Annotated in this window: 16 protein-coding genes; 7 read left to right on the top strand and 9 right to left on the bottom strand. The window is 40.4% G+C overall.

What is annotated here, in order from left to right; all coding sequences use genetic code 11:
• Window position 1 precedes the first annotated feature (1 nt).
• The 7 genes from PQO03_RS11085 to ric all read right to left on the bottom strand — a co-directional run bounded on the left by PQO03_RS11085 (window position 2) and on the right by ric (window position 7255).
• Entirely contained in the window at window positions 2–604 is a 603-nt protein-coding gene (locus PQO03_RS11085; protein WP_274150327.1) for a hypothetical protein, read from the bottom strand.
• The gene (locus PQO03_RS11080; RefSeq protein WP_274150326.1) at window positions 601–1548 is read right to left on the bottom strand and encodes a 4Fe-4S binding protein; all 948 of its coding nucleotides are present in this window, start codon (window positions 1546–1548) and stop codon (window positions 601–603) included. Before PQO03_RS11080 ends, PQO03_RS11085 begins: the two co-directional genes overlap by 4 nt.
• Window positions 1548–2180: a 4Fe-4S dicluster domain-containing protein gene (locus PQO03_RS11075; protein WP_274150325.1), complete on the bottom strand. Its 633-nt coding sequence runs from the start codon at window positions 2178–2180 to the stop codon at window positions 1548–1550. Before PQO03_RS11075 ends, PQO03_RS11080 begins: the two co-directional genes overlap by 1 nt.
• A gap of 66 nt (window positions 2181–2246) precedes the next feature.
• Window positions 2247–4895: a molybdopterin oxidoreductase family protein gene (locus PQO03_RS11070; RefSeq protein WP_274150324.1), complete on the bottom strand. Its 2649-nt coding sequence runs from the start codon at window positions 4893–4895 to the stop codon at window positions 2247–2249.
• Window positions 4895–6124, bottom strand: a complete 1230-nt coding sequence (locus PQO03_RS11065) for a c-type cytochrome (protein WP_274150323.1) — start codon at window positions 6122–6124, stop codon at window positions 4895–4897. Before PQO03_RS11065 ends, PQO03_RS11070 begins: the two co-directional genes overlap by 1 nt.
• Window positions 6125–6179: 55 nt before the next feature.
• Window positions 6180–6533 carry a nitrous oxide-stimulated promoter family protein gene (locus PQO03_RS11060; RefSeq protein ID WP_274150322.1) on the bottom strand — a complete coding sequence of 118 codons (354 nt, stop codon included), beginning with the start codon at window positions 6531–6533 and terminating at the stop codon, window positions 6180–6182.
• Between the two features lie 5 nt (window positions 6534–6538).
• Window positions 6539–7255 carry an iron-sulfur cluster repair di-iron protein gene (gene ric / locus PQO03_RS11055; RefSeq protein ID WP_274150321.1) on the bottom strand — a complete coding sequence of 239 codons (717 nt, stop codon included), beginning with the start codon at window positions 7253–7255 and terminating at the stop codon, window positions 6539–6541.
• A 303-nt stretch (window positions 7256–7558) separates the two neighbouring features.
• Between ric and PQO03_RS11050 the strand changes: the two genes are divergently transcribed.
• The 7 genes from PQO03_RS11050 (at window position 7559) to PQO03_RS11020 (ending at window position 14133) form a co-directional block, all read left to right on the top strand.
• Window positions 7559–7789: a hypothetical protein gene (locus tag PQO03_RS11050; RefSeq protein ID WP_274150320.1), complete on the top strand. Its 231-nt coding sequence runs from the start codon at window positions 7559–7561 to the stop codon at window positions 7787–7789.
• A gap of 11 nt (window positions 7790–7800) precedes the next feature.
• A complete protein-coding gene (locus tag PQO03_RS11045) occupies window positions 7801–10143 on the top strand; it encodes a molybdopterin-dependent oxidoreductase (protein WP_274150319.1) in 2343 nt (780 codons plus the stop codon).
• A gap of 9 nt (window positions 10144–10152) precedes the next feature.
• Window positions 10153–10872, top strand: a complete 720-nt coding sequence (locus tag PQO03_RS11040; protein WP_274150318.1) for a hypothetical protein — start codon at window positions 10153–10155, stop codon at window positions 10870–10872.
• The gene (locus PQO03_RS11035; protein WP_274150317.1) at window positions 10869–11456 is read left to right on the top strand and encodes a hypothetical protein; all 588 of its coding nucleotides are present in this window, start codon (window positions 10869–10871) and stop codon (window positions 11454–11456) included. The genes PQO03_RS11040 and PQO03_RS11035 overlap by 4 nt, the downstream gene beginning before the upstream one ends.
• Before the next feature lie 9 nt (window positions 11457–11465).
• On the top strand, window positions 11466–12542 hold the full coding sequence (locus PQO03_RS11030; RefSeq protein ID WP_274150316.1) for a 4Fe-4S dicluster domain-containing protein: 1077 nt from the start codon (window positions 11466–11468) through the stop codon (window positions 12540–12542).
• A 14-nt stretch (window positions 12543–12556) separates the two neighbouring features.
• Window positions 12557–13765 carry a sulfate reduction electron transfer complex DsrMKJOP subunit DsrP gene (dsrP, locus tag PQO03_RS11025; protein ID WP_274150315.1) on the top strand — a complete coding sequence of 403 codons (1209 nt, stop codon included), beginning with the start codon at window positions 12557–12559 and terminating at the stop codon, window positions 13763–13765.
• A 71-nt stretch (window positions 13766–13836) separates the two neighbouring features.
• A complete protein-coding gene (locus tag PQO03_RS11020) occupies window positions 13837–14133 on the top strand; it encodes a B-box zinc finger protein (protein ID WP_274150314.1) in 297 nt (98 codons plus the stop codon).
• 135 nt (window positions 14134–14268) lie between these two features.
• On the opposite strand, the gene PQO03_RS11015 is transcribed toward PQO03_RS11020, so the two are convergent.
• The gene (locus PQO03_RS11015) at window positions 14269–14928 is read right to left on the bottom strand and encodes a DUF2490 domain-containing protein (RefSeq protein WP_274150313.1); all 660 of its coding nucleotides are present in this window, start codon (window positions 14926–14928) and stop codon (window positions 14269–14271) included.
• Between the two features lie 336 nt (window positions 14929–15264).
• Window positions 15265–15678: a tetratricopeptide repeat protein gene (locus PQO03_RS11010; protein ID WP_274150312.1), complete on the bottom strand. Its 414-nt coding sequence runs from the start codon at window positions 15676–15678 to the stop codon at window positions 15265–15267.
• Between the last annotated feature and the right edge of the window lie 7 nt (window positions 15679–15685).

Here is a 15685-nt window from a genome sequence, read left to right as displayed (position 1 = left end):
TTTAATCCCTAGGCTTAAGTATTTGTGCTTGATGGTTTTCTTTGCGATCTTGTTTGAGGCGAGCTTGGCGTGAACCATAAGCTACACAAACGATGATCAAACAGAGTGAGCCGGAAATCCATAGTGCCCAGTTAATTTTTTGATTGGAGAGAAGAAAGGGGATCGTGCCTTCAAGTTTACCTGCAGGGTCATGTAATATAACCTTGAGTGAAAAATCACCCGTTTCACTGAGATTGCGTTGTAGCGTATAGATACTTTCTTCGACAGAATTTGGAAAATATTCCGATTGAACTTCTGTCTCACCATCCATGACTTTCAGCGTTACGGGACCTTGATAAGTTTTATTTTCGAGCAAATTGAAGATGACTAGAAAGAGTCGGACATCATCGGGTTGTTGAGCATCGAGTTTATTGATGCCCTGAAAATCATAAATAACGAGAGAGAACTCGTAGGAATCGCATTGGCCGATGTATTCATCGACGGGGATCTGCGGATAATTTTCAAAGTAAGAAAAGTGAGGTAGCCCTTTGAAGTGATGGCCATAGAGTGAGGCACTTAGGCCCAAGATGAAACTTAATAAGATAAAATGGCGGAGTGATTTCATTTTTTTCTGATTCCTACGCTAAGGCATTTGGATGGGCAGACACTGAGGCATTCTCCACATAAGGAGCAATCGCGCGTTTCGTCTTTTTTGGGATCCACTTTGAGAGGGCAGATTTGAGTACATGAATGACACGAGTCAACACATTGTGAGGCATCACGCTTAATAATAACCTTTGATTTTTGTCCAAGAAAGCCCAAAAGACGTCCCGTGGGACAAAGGTTCCTACAGGTAAATTGTTGACCGAGTATAAGGTCAAAAGTGAGAAAGAAGGCAAGTGAAATGATAGTGACGGATAGGGTCCCAAAAGCAAGGCCATGAAAAATAGTTTGGCCAATCGCAAAGTAAGGTAAAATGAGCGTCCAGATACCATAACCAAATAATGTCGAGCAAAGCAAGCCACCACAAAGGATACCCCAAGCTAAAGCTGGGCTGGTATTGAATTCGGGAAAAATAAAGAATTTACCGAGGTAACGTCTTATACGAGCGGCAATAAAAAAGACTAGAGAAGCAGGACATATATAGGAACAGAATACACGTCCGAAAAGTAAAACAATTGTGAGTGGAATGATTAAGCCTAAGCCAAAACTTAATGGCAGGGTATGATTACGAGCAATCAGAGCCATCCCTGCAACAGGATCACTAAAGGGGACACCCATGAGGCGAATCGACCAAGTCATGCCACCATTGCTTTGCATAACTTGAATAGGATCACCAAAAAATGAAAAAAAGGCATCAGAACTTTCATAGAATTGTCGTAGTAATTTACCATAGATAGGGCGATCACTTCCCGCACTTAATTCTACCAAGCGAGCATTATTGTAACCAACTTTTAAGTTGAGGTATTCGGTCCACATCGCTAAGAGGCAAAGTAATAATAGAACCAAGCTACGGGAAATAACTGAAAAAATCAGAAGTTTTTTGCCAGTGATAAATTTCTTTTTCATTATTTTGGAACCTTAATAAATGCGAGCTCATTACGAGGTTTCATGGCCTCTAGTTCATGCTTTGGAACAATTCGTACAGCTTGTGGCATGTGAATGCAGGCACTCTCGCAAAGTCCACAGCCGACACAGGCATCTTGATGGATAGTCGGTTGCTCAAAAAGACCAATGGTCATAGCAACACCAGGGAGAGGACAAGCACGGTAGCAAACACCGCAGGTACGACCATGAAAGGAATAACAGATATCAGTAGAAAGGTAGGCTTTACCCATATCGACGGCTTTCATTCCTTCCTCAGTAGGCTCAAGTTTCTTGAGGGCATCAGTAGGACAAATTTGAGTACAGGCCATGCACAGTGTACAGGCTCTTGAACGTGCAATTATTTTTGGCGTTGCTAAATTCTCTAAACCTTGATCAAGTCCATGCATTTCAATACACTTATTGGGACAAACATTAGCACATTCGCCACAGCCTATACAGGCCTTGAGAAATTCTTTTTCAGAACCTGCACCCGGGGGACGTAAGAACCTTTTTAAGCGTGAATTTTTTGGGAGCTTATCAATCAAAGGTATCAGCAGTGGTAGGACCACCCCCGCAGCGAAACTCAGTAAAAATCTTTTACGACTTAATTTCATTTTTTTCCTAAACTAAAAGCTCATAAACTACGAGCAGCAAGAGTGGCACTCTCACTGCTCAGTAGTTTAGCTTAAGGGTTCAATTCTACAGGCATTCTTTTTGAAGTCTGCCTGGCCTGAGACAGGGTCGAAGGCGCGGTGAGTCGTGCCATTAGCTAACCAGCGATTTTTCGCAGGGTCGGCACTATCGGCAACAGAGAGATTCCAGGGACTAAAAAGAAAGCCCTTGGGAACTGTGTTACGAGCCGGCTTAACTACCGAGTCGAGACCGATTGAAACACGAGCTTCTATATAGGCTTCGTTATTTTTATCATTGGGATTATTACGTCGCGTAATGACTTTGACCCACTGACCATCTTTCACACCTAGCTCTGCGGCGTCTTCAGGGTGCATTTCCACATACATTTCTGGGACGAGTTTCTTCGTAGTACCCGCACGGATGGTTTTCGCAGTATGGAAATGCTCGTAAACTACGCCAGTAGCCCACCAGAAGGGGAATTTGTCTTTGGGGACAGTACCGATTTTTTTACCGAGGAAGTCCTTGTCCGGAAGCTCGGGAGTCAAGCCAGCATCACGGGCCTTCACGAGTACATCGAGGTGATCAATAGCAAAGTAATTAGGATCTGTACCGAGTTTTTTGAGTTCGTCGGTGACTTCCTTATAGTTGCTATAATCCTGACGGCACATGTGGATATGCAGTTTACCATCAGGGTGTCGAAATTCTGCATAGGGTTTATCTGGCCAGTACGATTCTTGACCCATATAACGACGTTTAGTTCCCCCTGCTTTTGCAATAGCCGCAGTAGGTGCAGGCCATTGAATACCACGTAGGTCACGAATTTGTTGGTAGGGAGATTTACCCGTTTCTTTTTCTACTTCTAGAATTCCAGTAAGGTCGGCATCTGTTCCCTTAGAGGCTTTAAGGAAATCGCGGAAGACTTCTTCAGGATCATAATAACCATTTTCTTTGCGTTCATAAGGTGCGATCTTTTTGGGATCAAGACCTAATTTTTCACCGATTGATTTAATTTTATCGATGACCATATCCATATCTGGACGGCAACCTTTCACCGGGTTGGCGGTACCATCGCAAACGTAGAAACGACGTTCGGACTGAACGTAGGTTCCACCGACCCATTCACCCCAAGTAGCTGCAGGTAGAATGATATCTGAGTAAAGATTATTTGGTGCGTCTTTGTAGATCTCTTGAGAGACGGTGAACATTTTGGTCATCGCTGGGCGCGATAAGTTATAAGCATCTGGGAGGTCAATATGCGTAGCATAGATCATAAACATGGCTTTGACTTCACCTTTAAGAGCGCGTTCCATCATGCCGACTGCCATACCAGGATTTGCGGCACTCGCAACGGCATCGAGACGGGCTTTGGGAACGCCCCAAGCTTCGGCCATTACAGCACGGTGCTTATCGTCATCAAGTCCGATATTAAAGGGTAGGCGACCAGTGAGGCCACCAGTGAGACGTTCACCCATGGCGTTAGGCTGACCCGTTTGAGAATGCGGTCCGCAACCAGGACGACCAATATTACCCGTTAAAGCCATGAGGTTAATAAGACTCATCGTATTATGCTGACCATGTAGGTGTTGATTATAGCCAATGCCCCAGAAGGCAAGCACGCCACCTTGACCACGTTTTTTACCTTTGATCGAGGCTTCGGCCCAAGTTGCAGCTAGTGCATAGATTTCTTCAGCTGGAATCATGGTACGATCAATTACATCTTCAGGACGGTAGTCTTTTTTGACTTCTTCTACGTAAGTTTCCCAACCAGTGGTGTGATTTTTAAGTAAATTCCAATCGACTGCTTCAGGATGTTTTTCCATGATCGCATAAGCAATGGCATTATGAATGGAGATATCCCCATTAATGGTGGGGAAATGTGTACTGTTTTCAGGGTTGATTTCCTCGAGCCCTGCTACCGTACCTGTACGGCGTGGGTCAACACAGAGGGTGGGAATATCATTTTTAGATTTATGATCAGCTACACGCCAGTAGAGAATGGGGTGTGAACCGCGAGCGTTGTGACCCCAAAAACAGATCATATCTGAAATTTCGATATCATCGTAGCAGGTCGGAGGCGTATCAGAGCCCAAAGCCTTGAAGTAACCCGTAACAGCTGAAGTCATACACATTCTAGCGTTAGCTTCGATTGTGTTAGAACCTAAAACCCCCTTCATGAAGAGGTTTTCTAAGTATTGGCCTTCAACGGGAAGTTGTCCAGAACCGTAGAGTCCGATAGAGTTACCACCATATTCCTGTACTAATTCAACTATTTTATCCGTAATTAACTCGTCAGCTTCTTCCCAAGTTGCTTCGCGGAAATGTTTGGGGTCATAAGAGCCTTTTGTCTTTGAAATATGTCCAGTATGAGGATCGGACATATCTTTTCGAATGAGAGGTTTTGTTAAGCGATTTACGTAGATGGCTTCAGCAGAGGTGAGGCCCTTGATACACTGTAAACCTTTGTTAGTGGGGTGATCTTTATCGGGGAGGATATTAGTGATTTTGCCATTTTTCGTCTGAATAATGGTACCACAACCCACACCACAATAAGGACAAGCAGCCAGTAAATTAGTAGCGCACTTTTTCCCTTCAAGTTCAATCTTATCACTGCCGGGAACTGCCCAGCCTTTGCTTCCTGATACACCAGCGGCCGCACCCATGGCGGCTGAGCCTTTTATAAATGAACGTCGTTTCATTATTTTGACCTCTTATTTTTTGATAAATTTTGTATATGTGCGGCAACATCATTGATGGCTTGATCATTGGCTAAAATCATCGACATTGGGCGCATTAAGGCACCCTCGGGATCGCCAGCATGAACACCGCGTAAGCCCGCTTTATAGTTCTTGAGTTGAGCAACAATGTACCAATCAGCTTGCCCTGCGAGTGCAGGAGCTTTAAGTAGAGGATTACCTTCGCCATTAGCGCCATGGCAGGCGACACACATGGCGTAAAGAGCGGCACCAGAAGTGGCATCACCTTTGATGGTGGCTGCGGGTGTTTTTACAGCTAAGCTTTTTATGTGTTTGGCTACCATCACCATGGTTTTGTCATCAGCAATCATACCCGCCATGCTTTTCATTGTGGCGCCATTAATATCTTTAGGGTCATAACCACGAGCGCCTAATTTGAATTTTTTTAAGCTCTTAACGATATAGTCTTCACTTAAATGTTGGAGAGCAGGAGCTTTCAGAGCGATATTCCCTTCTGCGTTTTGGCCGTGACAACTCACACAGAGTGAATATTGTGATGCGCCAGTAGGAGCCGATGTTTTAGTTGTGGTAGTCTTATCAATATTGCGCAAAAAAACGATGATGTCTTTGGCATCTTGTTCACTTAGGTTAGCTAAGCCAGTAGCACCTATAAAGCTAAGCATTGCGGTACCCGAACGTCCATGTTTGAGAGTTTGAAAAATAAAATCATCAGATGCTTGGTTTAAAAAACTAGGGAGTCCAATACCAGGTCCTGGACCACCATAGGAATATCCCTGTCCTTCTGTACCGTGACAAGAAGAACAGAACTTAAGGTAATGGTCGGCACCTTTCTTAATATCACCTGTAAATTTCAAGGAATTATCAACTTTGATAACTTTGGGATTAGAAATAGGCAAAGAACGTAAAAAGGCAATTATAGCATCGACTTTCTGTCCAGATAAATCAGGGCGAGCCACCATTGCAGTACCTGCTCGACCTTGAGCAATAACACTTTTGATAAAGTCATCGGAGGCGATAGCAAGGAAATCTCTATTGCCAATACTTGGAGCAAGGCCCACTTGACCAATACCCTTTTTTTGATGGCAGGCAGCGCAATTAGCGTCGTAAGTTTTTTCCCCTTCGCTAATTAATTCTGCATTGGCGTATAATGGGATTATTGACAATGAAAAACTGAGCAATAGCCAAGTTCTAAAAGTGTTTATTTTTTTCATATCTTACCTGTATGTTTATTTTTAAAAGTTTTATAGTGTGAGTAGGTTTCATGTATTAAGAAATTTGCTTATATTCTTTAAGGCTCAAAGCCTTAATAATTTTACTTTGGTAAAGATGCTTCAAACTCATGAAAGGATGCCGGTACAGCATTCTTGGACCTGCATAAGACATTATTTTTCGGACTCTTTGTCGCATCACTTTTTCGTAACAGTGAACCTGACAATTCTGGCAAGCAGGTTTGTTCTCCCCAAAGGGGCATTTATCTAGACGCTTAGTGCAGTAATGGTAGATTTTATGGCAATCTTCGCAAAGCTCGTTGTTTTGGCAATGTTTATGATCGCAATAAATCCTAATCATTGAAGCGATGACTTTTTTTTCAAAAGCTATATGTGAAGTCGAGTTGGTCATGTGATTTAATGCAGACTTGCCTCTGCTTTTAGAGCCATGGGATAAAGAACATTATTTTCTTTGTGAATATGTTGTTTCATATCCAGTTCAAATGCCTGGAGTTCTTCCATCATGATACGGTAAGTCGTACAGACATCATCAGGGATTTCATAGTTGGAAGTTAATTGACGGATTTCCCTTAAAACTTCACCGGCATTATCGTGATCCATGCACATAACTCTGATGGGATTAGCTACTGAGCCACAGTGGAAACTTTGTGCTTCAGTACTGGTCTCAATTATTTTGCAGAAGGGGAAAAGAATTTGTTCTTCTTTGCCCATGTGTTGCATAAGTTCCACATGTAAGCCCTGAAAAACGAATAAAAGCTCATGTAAAAAGGGATGATTATCTCCATGAGCATGAGCGACTTTTTGAATGAGATGCTCGAGCTCTGGAAGTAAGTTTTCTAAATGACGATGGTGAGCTTCTTCAATATGGTCACAAAGTTCTGTTAGGCTTTCTTTTGGACAGTCCCAATTATTAGCTTGTCCTTCTTGTTCTTGGATTTTTTCTGTTACGAGATGAGTGTCAAGTTCTGCTTTTTGACAAGCTTCGAGTAGGCTTTGTTTTCCTCCGCAGCAATAATCGAGTTTAAATTCTTCAAAGACTAAAGCGGCCCAAGGCTTTTTACTCACAATTTCGCCGAGGCTTTTATTTTCGAACTCAGAAACACAGCTATTCATGTCTATCTCCTTATTTTTATAAAGACTAATCTTAGCAAGATTTAAGGAGTTTATTCAAATTAAGACATAAGTTCTTATTTATTAAGGTTATATATAAAAATAATTTAATAGATATTTTCAAACTCATCCGTTTACGGAATACAAGAAGAGTCCGTTTTCGGATGATCGCTATATATGGGAGATTATTTAGATTTTTATGGATCTATAAAAACTCCTTTATATCAAGCTTTTACATATATGAAAGCTGTTTTGGTTCATGCCTTTCTTGCTAATATCTTTATTATTTAATAAGGAGTTTTTATTATGCCAGTTTGTAGTTATCTCGCCTACCCAATCGAGGGAAAAGAACAGGCCCTCATGAGCAAATTATCTAGTATGCCTGAGTGTGACGTTACGCTTTCGGATGACAAGAAACTTATCATTCTACTTACAGAGACCAAGGATAAGGATCACGAAAAGCTTCTTCAAGAAAAAATCAAGCAAGTAAAAGATATAAATTGCCTTGTCTTATCCTTCGGACAAGTGCAAAATTGAGGACAAATATTATGGATAATAATGTATCAAGAAGACGTTTATTAAAGGGTATGGCTTACACTTCTGCAGTAGCAGCCGCTAATGCAATGTTACCAGGGACGGCCTTTGCGCAACGCGCAGAATTAATGGATCAAGATGATCAGTTTCAATGGAAAAAAACACCCTGTCGTTTTTGTGGTGTGGGTTGTGGTCTTTTGGTGGGAATTTCTCATGGCAAAGCGGTTGCAGTTAAGGGCGATCCCGCTTCTCCAGTTAATAAAGGCTTATGCTGTGTCAAAGGTTATCATTCAGTTCAGGCACTTTACGGTAGTGACCGCCTCAAAAAAGCAATGGTTCGTAAAAACGGTAAATTAGAAGAAGTACCCATAAAAGAAGCTTTAGATTTAGTCGCTTTAAAAATGCAACAAACTATAAAACAACACGGAAAAGATTCTGTTTCACTTTATGGTTCAGGTCAATGGACAATTCCAGATGGTTATGTAGCCTCGAAATTTATGAAAGCGGGTATTGGAACTAATAACTTAGAGGCCAATGCACGTCTCTGTATGGCAAGTGCTGTTACAGGCTTCTTAACATCCTTCGGTGCAGATGAACCAATGGGCTGTTATGATGATATAGATCATGCAAATGTATTTATTTTGTGGGGCAATAATATGGCAGAGATGCATCCCATATTATTTAGTCGCATGTTAGATAGAAGATTGAAAGATCCATCAGTAAAAATCATTTCTATGGAAACCCGTACGACACGAACGGGTGAAGCGGCAGATAAACAAATTTTATTCCTTCCTCAAGCTGATTTAGCGATCGCGAATGCCATTGCACATGAATTATTGAAAGAAGATAAAGTTGATAAAAGTTTCTTAGATAAGCACGTCTCCTTTAAATCAGGAAAAACAAAAATTGAGGGTCATGCGACAATTGGTTATGGCCTAGAAGATGGCTATAAATTCACAGATGAAGCGAAGCCCTCTGATTTAGAAGCCTACCGTGATTTTCTAGATGATTATACTCCTGAAGCGGTAGCTAAATACACGGGTGTGAGTGCAGATGATCTACGCTATTTAGCTCATTTATATGGTAGTAAGAAAACCAAAGTTATGTCTCTTTGGTGTATGGGAATGAATCAACATACACGTGGAACGTGGATCAATAATCTCGTCTATAACCTTCATTTACTCACAGGAAAAATTTCCACTCCTGGTAATAGTCCATTCTCTTTAACAGGTCAACCATCAGCTTGTGGTACAGTACGTGAAGTGGGTACGCTAACTCATAAACTCCCTCACGGAGTGGTTATGAATAAGCAACACCGTGAACATGCGGCTAAAATTTGGGGAGTTGACCCTGACCATATTCCATCGAAACCAACTTACCATACAGTAGATATGTTTAGAGCATTGGATAGTGGTGATATACGTTTCATGTGGATTCAGGTGACTAATCCCATGGTAACAATGCCGAAGTTAAAACGCTATCGAGAAGCGAGTCAGAAAGAAGGTCGTTTCATTGTGGTTTCCGATATTTATCCCACTCCGACGACTGACATTGCCGATGTTATTTTACCTTCAGCTATGTGGATTGAGCGTGAAGGTATGTACGGGAACTCAGAGAGAAGAACACAGCATTTTGATCAATTAGTAGAACCCCCAGGCGAGGCAATGAGTGATACATTACAGCTCATGGAAGTAGCTCGTCGCATGGGCTATAATAATTTATTTCCTTGGGATGATGAAAATCATATTGAAGAAATTTACAAAGAGTATTGCCTTCACCAAGCTGGGTCAAAACATGGAATGGCACCTTATGAGGTCTTAAAAAGTCAAGCAGGAGCCATGTGGCCTTATGTGAACGGAAAATCGACTCAATGGCGATTCAATTCAGATTATGACCCTGCATGTAAGCCAGGTAGTGGTTTTGATTTTTATGGAAATAAAGATCACAAAGCAAATATCTGGCTGAGACCTTTTCAACCAGCACCAGAAGTTCCAGATAATGAATACCCCTTCTGGCTGTGTACGGGTCGAGTTTTAGAGCATTGGCACTCAGGTTCAATGACGCGCCGCATTCCTACTTTACACAAATCAGTTCCGGAAGCTTATGTAGAAATGAGTCGTGATGATGCCAAACGAATGAATATTCTCGATGGAGAAGAAGTTCGTTTAGTTACACGTCGTGGAAAAATGAATTTTAAAGTAAAAATAGATGGTCGCGGTCGCCCTGTTGACGGTCAAGTTTTTGTCCCATTTTTCGACGAAAACTATCTGATCAATGAACTAACTCTAGATTCTTATTGCCCAATATCTAAACAACCAGACTACAAAAAATGTTCGGTTAGAATCGAAAAAATATGAGGCTGAAAAATGAATAATGAAAAAAAATTCATAGTTCGCTTAATCAAAGTAGCTTTGAGTTTATCTTTGATGTTTGTCCTTGTTTTTGGAGTAGGAAACTATCTAAGAAAACAACACAAGCTAAAAGACATTACGGTGAAAGTAGAGCGCTTAGCTCCAATGGGCCTTATTCCTCAATCCAAGTTTCAGGCTCAAAAAGTGAGTTCTACGACACCCTTGAATGCGACTAATCCAAGTGGAGCAAAAGCGAGGAGTATAAAGGAATATTATAAACGTCGAGCTTACCCAGGTGCGCCGCCACATATACCCCACCCAGTGAGTAAAGAAATGCAGTTAACTCAGAATTGTAATGTCTGTCATGAAAAGGGTGGCTATGCTCCGCAGTTTTCAAGCTTTACTCCGGTAACACCTCACCCGGAATACAAAAACTGTCTTCAGTGTCACGGTTTAAATGAAGCGAATGATTTATTTAAAGGAAGTGAATGGGAGAAAATAGATCCACCAAAATTAAAGCAATCAGCTTTACCAGGTGGGCCTCTTCAGATTCCTCATAGTCTTCAACTACGAGAGAATTGTCAAGCTTGTCATAGTGGCCCAGCGGCCTTAATCGAAATTCGTTGTCCTCACCCAGAGCGCGTTAACTGCGTACAATGCCATACACCGAAAACGACTCCGGAAGTTTTTATTCGTTCAAGAAATAATTTGATAGAGCAGAAGAGGGATAAGTGAACTTTCTCAAATTACAGCTTATTTGCTTATCACTGCTTATTTTCTCCTGTTCACCAGAGAAAAAAACTGACTTATCGCAAAAAAAACTTCCAGAAGTTGCCCACAAACTCCAAGGAATTAAATCTCATTTAGTTAAGATGGTGGGGCATAAGGAATTTTATGTTGCCGATAGAACATCTAAGATAGGTCAATTTGCTTGTTCAAATTGTCACCAAGATGAACTTCCCGATCGCCAACAGCAAAATGAACGTAGTGCCTTAATGCATTTAGATATCAAAATGCAGCATGCGAATCAAGCAGTAATGGATTGTCGAACATGCCATAATGCTAAAAATATGGATAGCTTACGACTCAATAATGGCGATGAAGTTTCTTTTAATCACGCCTATAAATTATGCTCACAGTGCCATTTTGAACAGGAACGTGATTGGGCAGGAGGAGCACATGGTAAGCGACTTCATTCGTGGTATGGAAAACGCGTGGTTATGAACTGTACTGAATGTCATAACCCCCATAGTCCATCCTTCACTCAACGCCATCCAAAGGGACGTCCGACAATCCCTAGAACGGGTAAAAATCACTAAGGAATTATGATGAAAAAATTTAATTTTAGATCATTTTTTGGCTTCGAATCAAGCGCGACCAATGAATTAAACTATTTGAAAAACAAAGCAGAAAAATCCAGTGATTCTTGTGGTGGAAATTGTTCTTGTGAAGATCCAAAGGATGAAAATGCAATCGATACAGGTGCACTAAACAAAACGGTGAATAGACGTGAAGCATTAAAGTTTATTCGCAATACAGCAACAGCTGGAGCGGCCTTAGCTTCGAGTAGTTTTTCTTTTGGAAAAGAGGAAAAAGCTGAACGTGCAGGTATTAAAATGGATGAATATTTTAAAAGTAATTACCGTTTAATGACAGATAAGGAGCGCGAAGCAAGTATTGAGCGTCTAGAGCGCTTAAGTGAGATAGATCATGGCGTGAGACCAGAAATTAAAGGCACAAAAGCTCAGCCAAACACTCTTTATGGTTATGCTTTTAATATCTCAAAATGTCAGGGTTACGGAGACTGCATAGAAGCTTGTGTAGAAGAAAATAATCAAGATCGCAAAACTAATATGCAATATATTAGAATGTTTGAAATGGAGAATGGTCATTTAGATTTAGAAGAGGGTAAAGCAGATTACACTCACATGGTTCCAGCAGAAGGGCACTTTTATTTGGGAACACAATGTTTTCAATGTGCCAACCCTCCTTGTACGACGGTTTGTCCAGTTCAAGCCACCTGGCAAGAGCCAGATGGAATTGTGGTCATTGATTATGATTGGTGTGTGGGTTGTCGCTATTGTGAAGCAGCTTGTCCTTATTGGGCGCGTCGTTTTAACTGGAATGAGCCTGAAGTACCAGCTAAAGAAATTAACAAAGAACAGCATTATTTAGGGAACCGCCTACGTACTAAGGGTACAATGGAAAAATGTACTTTCTGTATTTCTCGAACTCGTGAAGGTTTACAGCCTGCCTGTGCAGAGGCTTGTCCTACGGGAGCTAGAACTTTTGGTAATATTCTAGATCCAGATAGTGAACTCAACTACATACTTAAAAATAAAAAAGTATTTCGCCTCAAAGAAGATTTGGGAACTGAGCCAAAATTCTGGTATTACATGGATTGATGAAGGAATAAATCATGCATTTTTTAAGTTTTATAAAAGATAGTTTAGCTGCGGCTACTAAAGGTAACAAAAACTTCCATTTATGGATGGGCGTTCTTAGTTTATTCATGATGATCGGTTTTTATGCCTACACAGTCCAATTGGATGAAGGCTTGATTACCACAGGTATGAATGATCACATTAGTTGGGGACTTTATATTTCGAACTTCACCTTTTTAGTCGGCCTTGCTGCCGCTGCGGTGATGTTGGTTATGCCCGCTTATGTATTACATGATGTGGATTTTAGTAAAGCGGTTCTCATTGGTGAAGGCTTAGCCGTTTCAGCTTTGATCATGTGTCTTTGCTTTGTCACTGTAGATATGGGTGGACCACAAAATTTATGGCATATGATGCCTATTGTAGGAATATTTAATTGGCCTCAATCAATGTTGACCTGGGATGTCATAGTTTTAAATGGTTACTTAGCCATAAACGTCTGTATTCCCGCCTATATTTTATATTCAAAATATTGTGGTCGCGAGCCTAATAAAAAAATATATGTTCCGCTGATGTATCTTTCAGTCTTTTGGGCTGTGGGGATTCACTTGGTAACGGCTTTTTTACTTGCGGGTTTACCTGCACGTCCATTCTGGAATAGCTCTCTTTTAGGACCACGATTTTTAGCATCAGCGTTTGCAGGTGGACCAGCCTTTATGATTTTAGCCCTAGGGGTAATTCGCAAATGTACGACTTATGATATTCCTGCAAAAACTTTTAATAAAATGGCGATGATTATTACAGTCGCGGCTCAAATAAACTTATTGATGTTGGGCTCAGAATTATTTAAAGAGTTCTATACACCAACTCACCATAGTCTGAGTGCTCAATACTTATTTTTTGGCTTACATGGTCATAATGCATTAGTGCCTTGGATCTGGACAGGAATAAGTCTAAATATTTTGGCGACAATAACTCTGACTTTTCATAAGTTACGTAGGAATCCTGTATTTCTTTACCCTGCATGCCTATTGCTATTTTTAGGGATTTGGATCGAAAAGGGAATGGGTTTAATTGTCCCAGGATTCATTCCTTCACCCCTTGGAGAAATTGTTGAATATTCACCTTCTTGGGTTGAGCTATGCGTGACCGTAGGAATTTGGTCTTTAGGTTTATTTATCTTTACACTTTTGGTGCGAGTGGCCATTGCTGTTGAACAGGGGAACTTGCGAAATCCGCAAACATAAACTCTCGGAATTCTTGTTTTGCTAACAACTTTGTTTTATTATAGAAGGAACGCAAACCAGAGGAGTCGTTTATGTCAGTAGCAGATAAAGTTTGTTTAAACCACACGGATAGAGCAGCCTCAAATCTTTGTTTGAGTTGCCGTAAACCCGTTTGTGAAGATTGTGTAGTTGAATCTGATGGTAGTCATTTTTGTTCGGCAACTTGTGCTGAAGGTCATGCCAGAACGAATGCGAATATGGAAGTTTATCGCGGTAAAAAGAAGGGCGGCTTCTTAAGCCTCATTATTAAATTGGCCATTATTGGAGCCATCGTTTATTTTGGATGGCAATACAAAGATCAAATCATGAATATGATTAACAAAAAATAGACTAGATTTATTAATGCAGAAAGTATGGATCAAGATCTTTGATCTGTGCTTTCAGCAATGAAAATACTATTTAAATAGCGACGACATGAGTTAATAGAGTCTTGTTTGTTTTACTGATATAAAAATGTGTATAAGCTAAAAATTAATGATGAGAGATGTACCGATAAGTGCACTCGAGTCCCAACTTGATTGACCATTGAGTCGCCCGTATTCTTCCATGTAAAAGACAGAAAAAGAAATATTTTCGGCAACTTGGAAATCTAGACCAAAAGGTTGTAAATCATTAGCAACCCAGCGAGTCGAATCATCATAATCGACGTAAAATTCATTACTAGCAAAGAAACCTTTAAAAGCTTGCCACCTCGTTTTTATAGGGATATCGATTTTCAAACGATGACGCGAGCGAGTATTATCACTTCCTTTATCCTCAATTTTACGGAACTCTAAGCGATTCCGCAAACTTAACTTCCAGTCATTTGTGAAAGTGTAATGAGGGTTTAATTCGAATTCATAGCGACGACCATCTTTCCATTCACCATCAATTGCTTTTAAATCATAACGGCTATAATTAAAGCCTATATCGACATTATCGTGAATGGGGTAGGCTAATTGAATTGAAGCAAAGCGAAAATAATGATCATCAACACCATTGCGAAAGCGGTTATCCAGAAATAAACTTAACTTTACATCATCAATTTTTGTTGAAAAAGTTGTCCAATTTAAGTAGCCCACGTCCTCTGTTTTTCCTAAAAAAGGAAAGAAGAGGAGCGATAAAAATAGTAATAAACGTTTCATATATAGCTCTCGGTTATGAGATAATATAGAGTCTCATTATTGATATTTTGCACGTAAATCAAAAATGGTACTATTAATCGGGCAAGGAATTAGATTTACTTTTTAGTGCTGAAAGTACGCATTAACTTAGCTTAGTTCGTCAGAGCTAGGGAAAACGAGTAAATGAAGAATTAGTGAGTTCTGTAGGAACGTATTAAAGCTCTAATCCATGCTTACAGCATTCATAACACTTCCCAAGGCTTACGCCATTGGGCTTGATTGAGTCATGCTTACAGCATTTTCGATTAAGATTTTTATCTCTAATTCATTGCCGGATTACTAGTTCAGAGAAAAACGCTAGTTCTTAGATATGAGTGCCTTCAGTTTTTCTTGTGCTTTTAGCGAAAATTCACCTGAAGGAAAATATTTAAGATACTCGGAATAAGCTTCAATAGCTTCTTTCTTTTTAGCTTGGCGATCAAGGCAAAAGGCAAGTTGATAAAAAGCCGCCTCATTTTTTTGAGGAAAGGTCTTTATGAGTCGGCGATAAAGTTCTTCAGCCGTTTCATAATTGAGTAAATTTCGTTTAGTTCCAGCCGCGAGATAAACGTATTCAGTTTTACCTTCTTTAAACCCACGTTCAGCCAACCAGGAACTTAAGGGGTTGGCAATAGCAATGATGATAACAAAGAAAATAAGAGCAACAATAAAGCCTTTTATGGAGCTCAATTGTTGCTTGGACTGTTTTACTTTGTCTTGGAATTCGTGCATGCTAAAA

The organism is Lentisphaera profundi (assembly GCF_028728065.1).
GTDB classification, from domain to species: Bacteria; Verrucomicrobiota; Lentisphaeria; order Lentisphaerales; family Lentisphaeraceae; genus Lentisphaera; species Lentisphaera profundi.
Note: the sequence above shows the minus strand (reverse complement) of the source record. Positions and strands in the feature narration are given on the sequence as shown.

Coding starts and splice junctions, on each gene's coding strand:
- PQO03_RS11050 (WP_274150320.1), top strand. CDS start 7,559: ATGCCAGTTTGTAGTTATCTCGCCTACCCAATCGAGGGAAAAGAACAG.
- PQO03_RS11030 (WP_274150316.1), top strand. CDS start 11,466: ATGAAAAAATTTAATTTTAGATCATTTTTTGGCTTCGAATCAAGCGCG.
- PQO03_RS11075 (WP_274150325.1), bottom strand. CDS start 2,180: ATGAAATTAAGTCGTAAAAGATTTTTACTGAGTTTCGCTGCGGGGGTG.
- PQO03_RS11065 (WP_274150323.1), bottom strand. CDS start 6,124: ATGAAAAAAATAAACACTTTTAGAACTTGGCTATTGCTCAGTTTTTCA.
- PQO03_RS11015 (WP_274150313.1), bottom strand. CDS start 14,928: ATGAAACGTTTATTACTATTTTTATCGCTCCTCTTCTTTCCTTTTTTA.
- PQO03_RS11060 (WP_274150322.1), bottom strand. CDS start 6,533: ATGACCAACTCGACTTCACATATAGCTTTTGAAAAAAAAGTCATCGCT.
- PQO03_RS11010 (WP_274150312.1), bottom strand. CDS start 15,678: ATGCACGAATTCCAAGACAAAGTAAAACAGTCCAAGCAACAATTGAGC.
- PQO03_RS11085 (WP_274150327.1), bottom strand. CDS start 604: ATGAAATCACTCCGCCATTTTATCTTATTAAGTTTCATCTTGGGCCTA.
- PQO03_RS11045 (WP_274150319.1), top strand. CDS start 7,801: ATGGATAATAATGTATCAAGAAGACGTTTATTAAAGGGTATGGCTTAC.
- PQO03_RS11070 (WP_274150324.1), bottom strand. CDS start 4,895: ATGAAACGACGTTCATTTATAAAAGGCTCAGCCGCCATGGGTGCGGCC.
- dsrP (WP_274150315.1), top strand. CDS start 12,557: ATGCATTTTTTAAGTTTTATAAAAGATAGTTTAGCTGCGGCTACTAAA.
- ric (WP_274150321.1), bottom strand. CDS start 7,255: ATGAATAGCTGTGTTTCTGAGTTCGAAAATAAAAGCCTCGGCGAAATT.
- PQO03_RS11080 (WP_274150326.1), bottom strand. CDS start 1,548: ATGAAAAAGAAATTTATCACTGGCAAAAAACTTCTGATTTTTTCAGTT.
- PQO03_RS11040 (WP_274150318.1), top strand. CDS start 10,153: ATGAATAATGAAAAAAAATTCATAGTTCGCTTAATCAAAGTAGCTTTG.
- PQO03_RS11020 (WP_274150314.1), top strand. CDS start 13,837: ATGTCAGTAGCAGATAAAGTTTGTTTAAACCACACGGATAGAGCAGCC.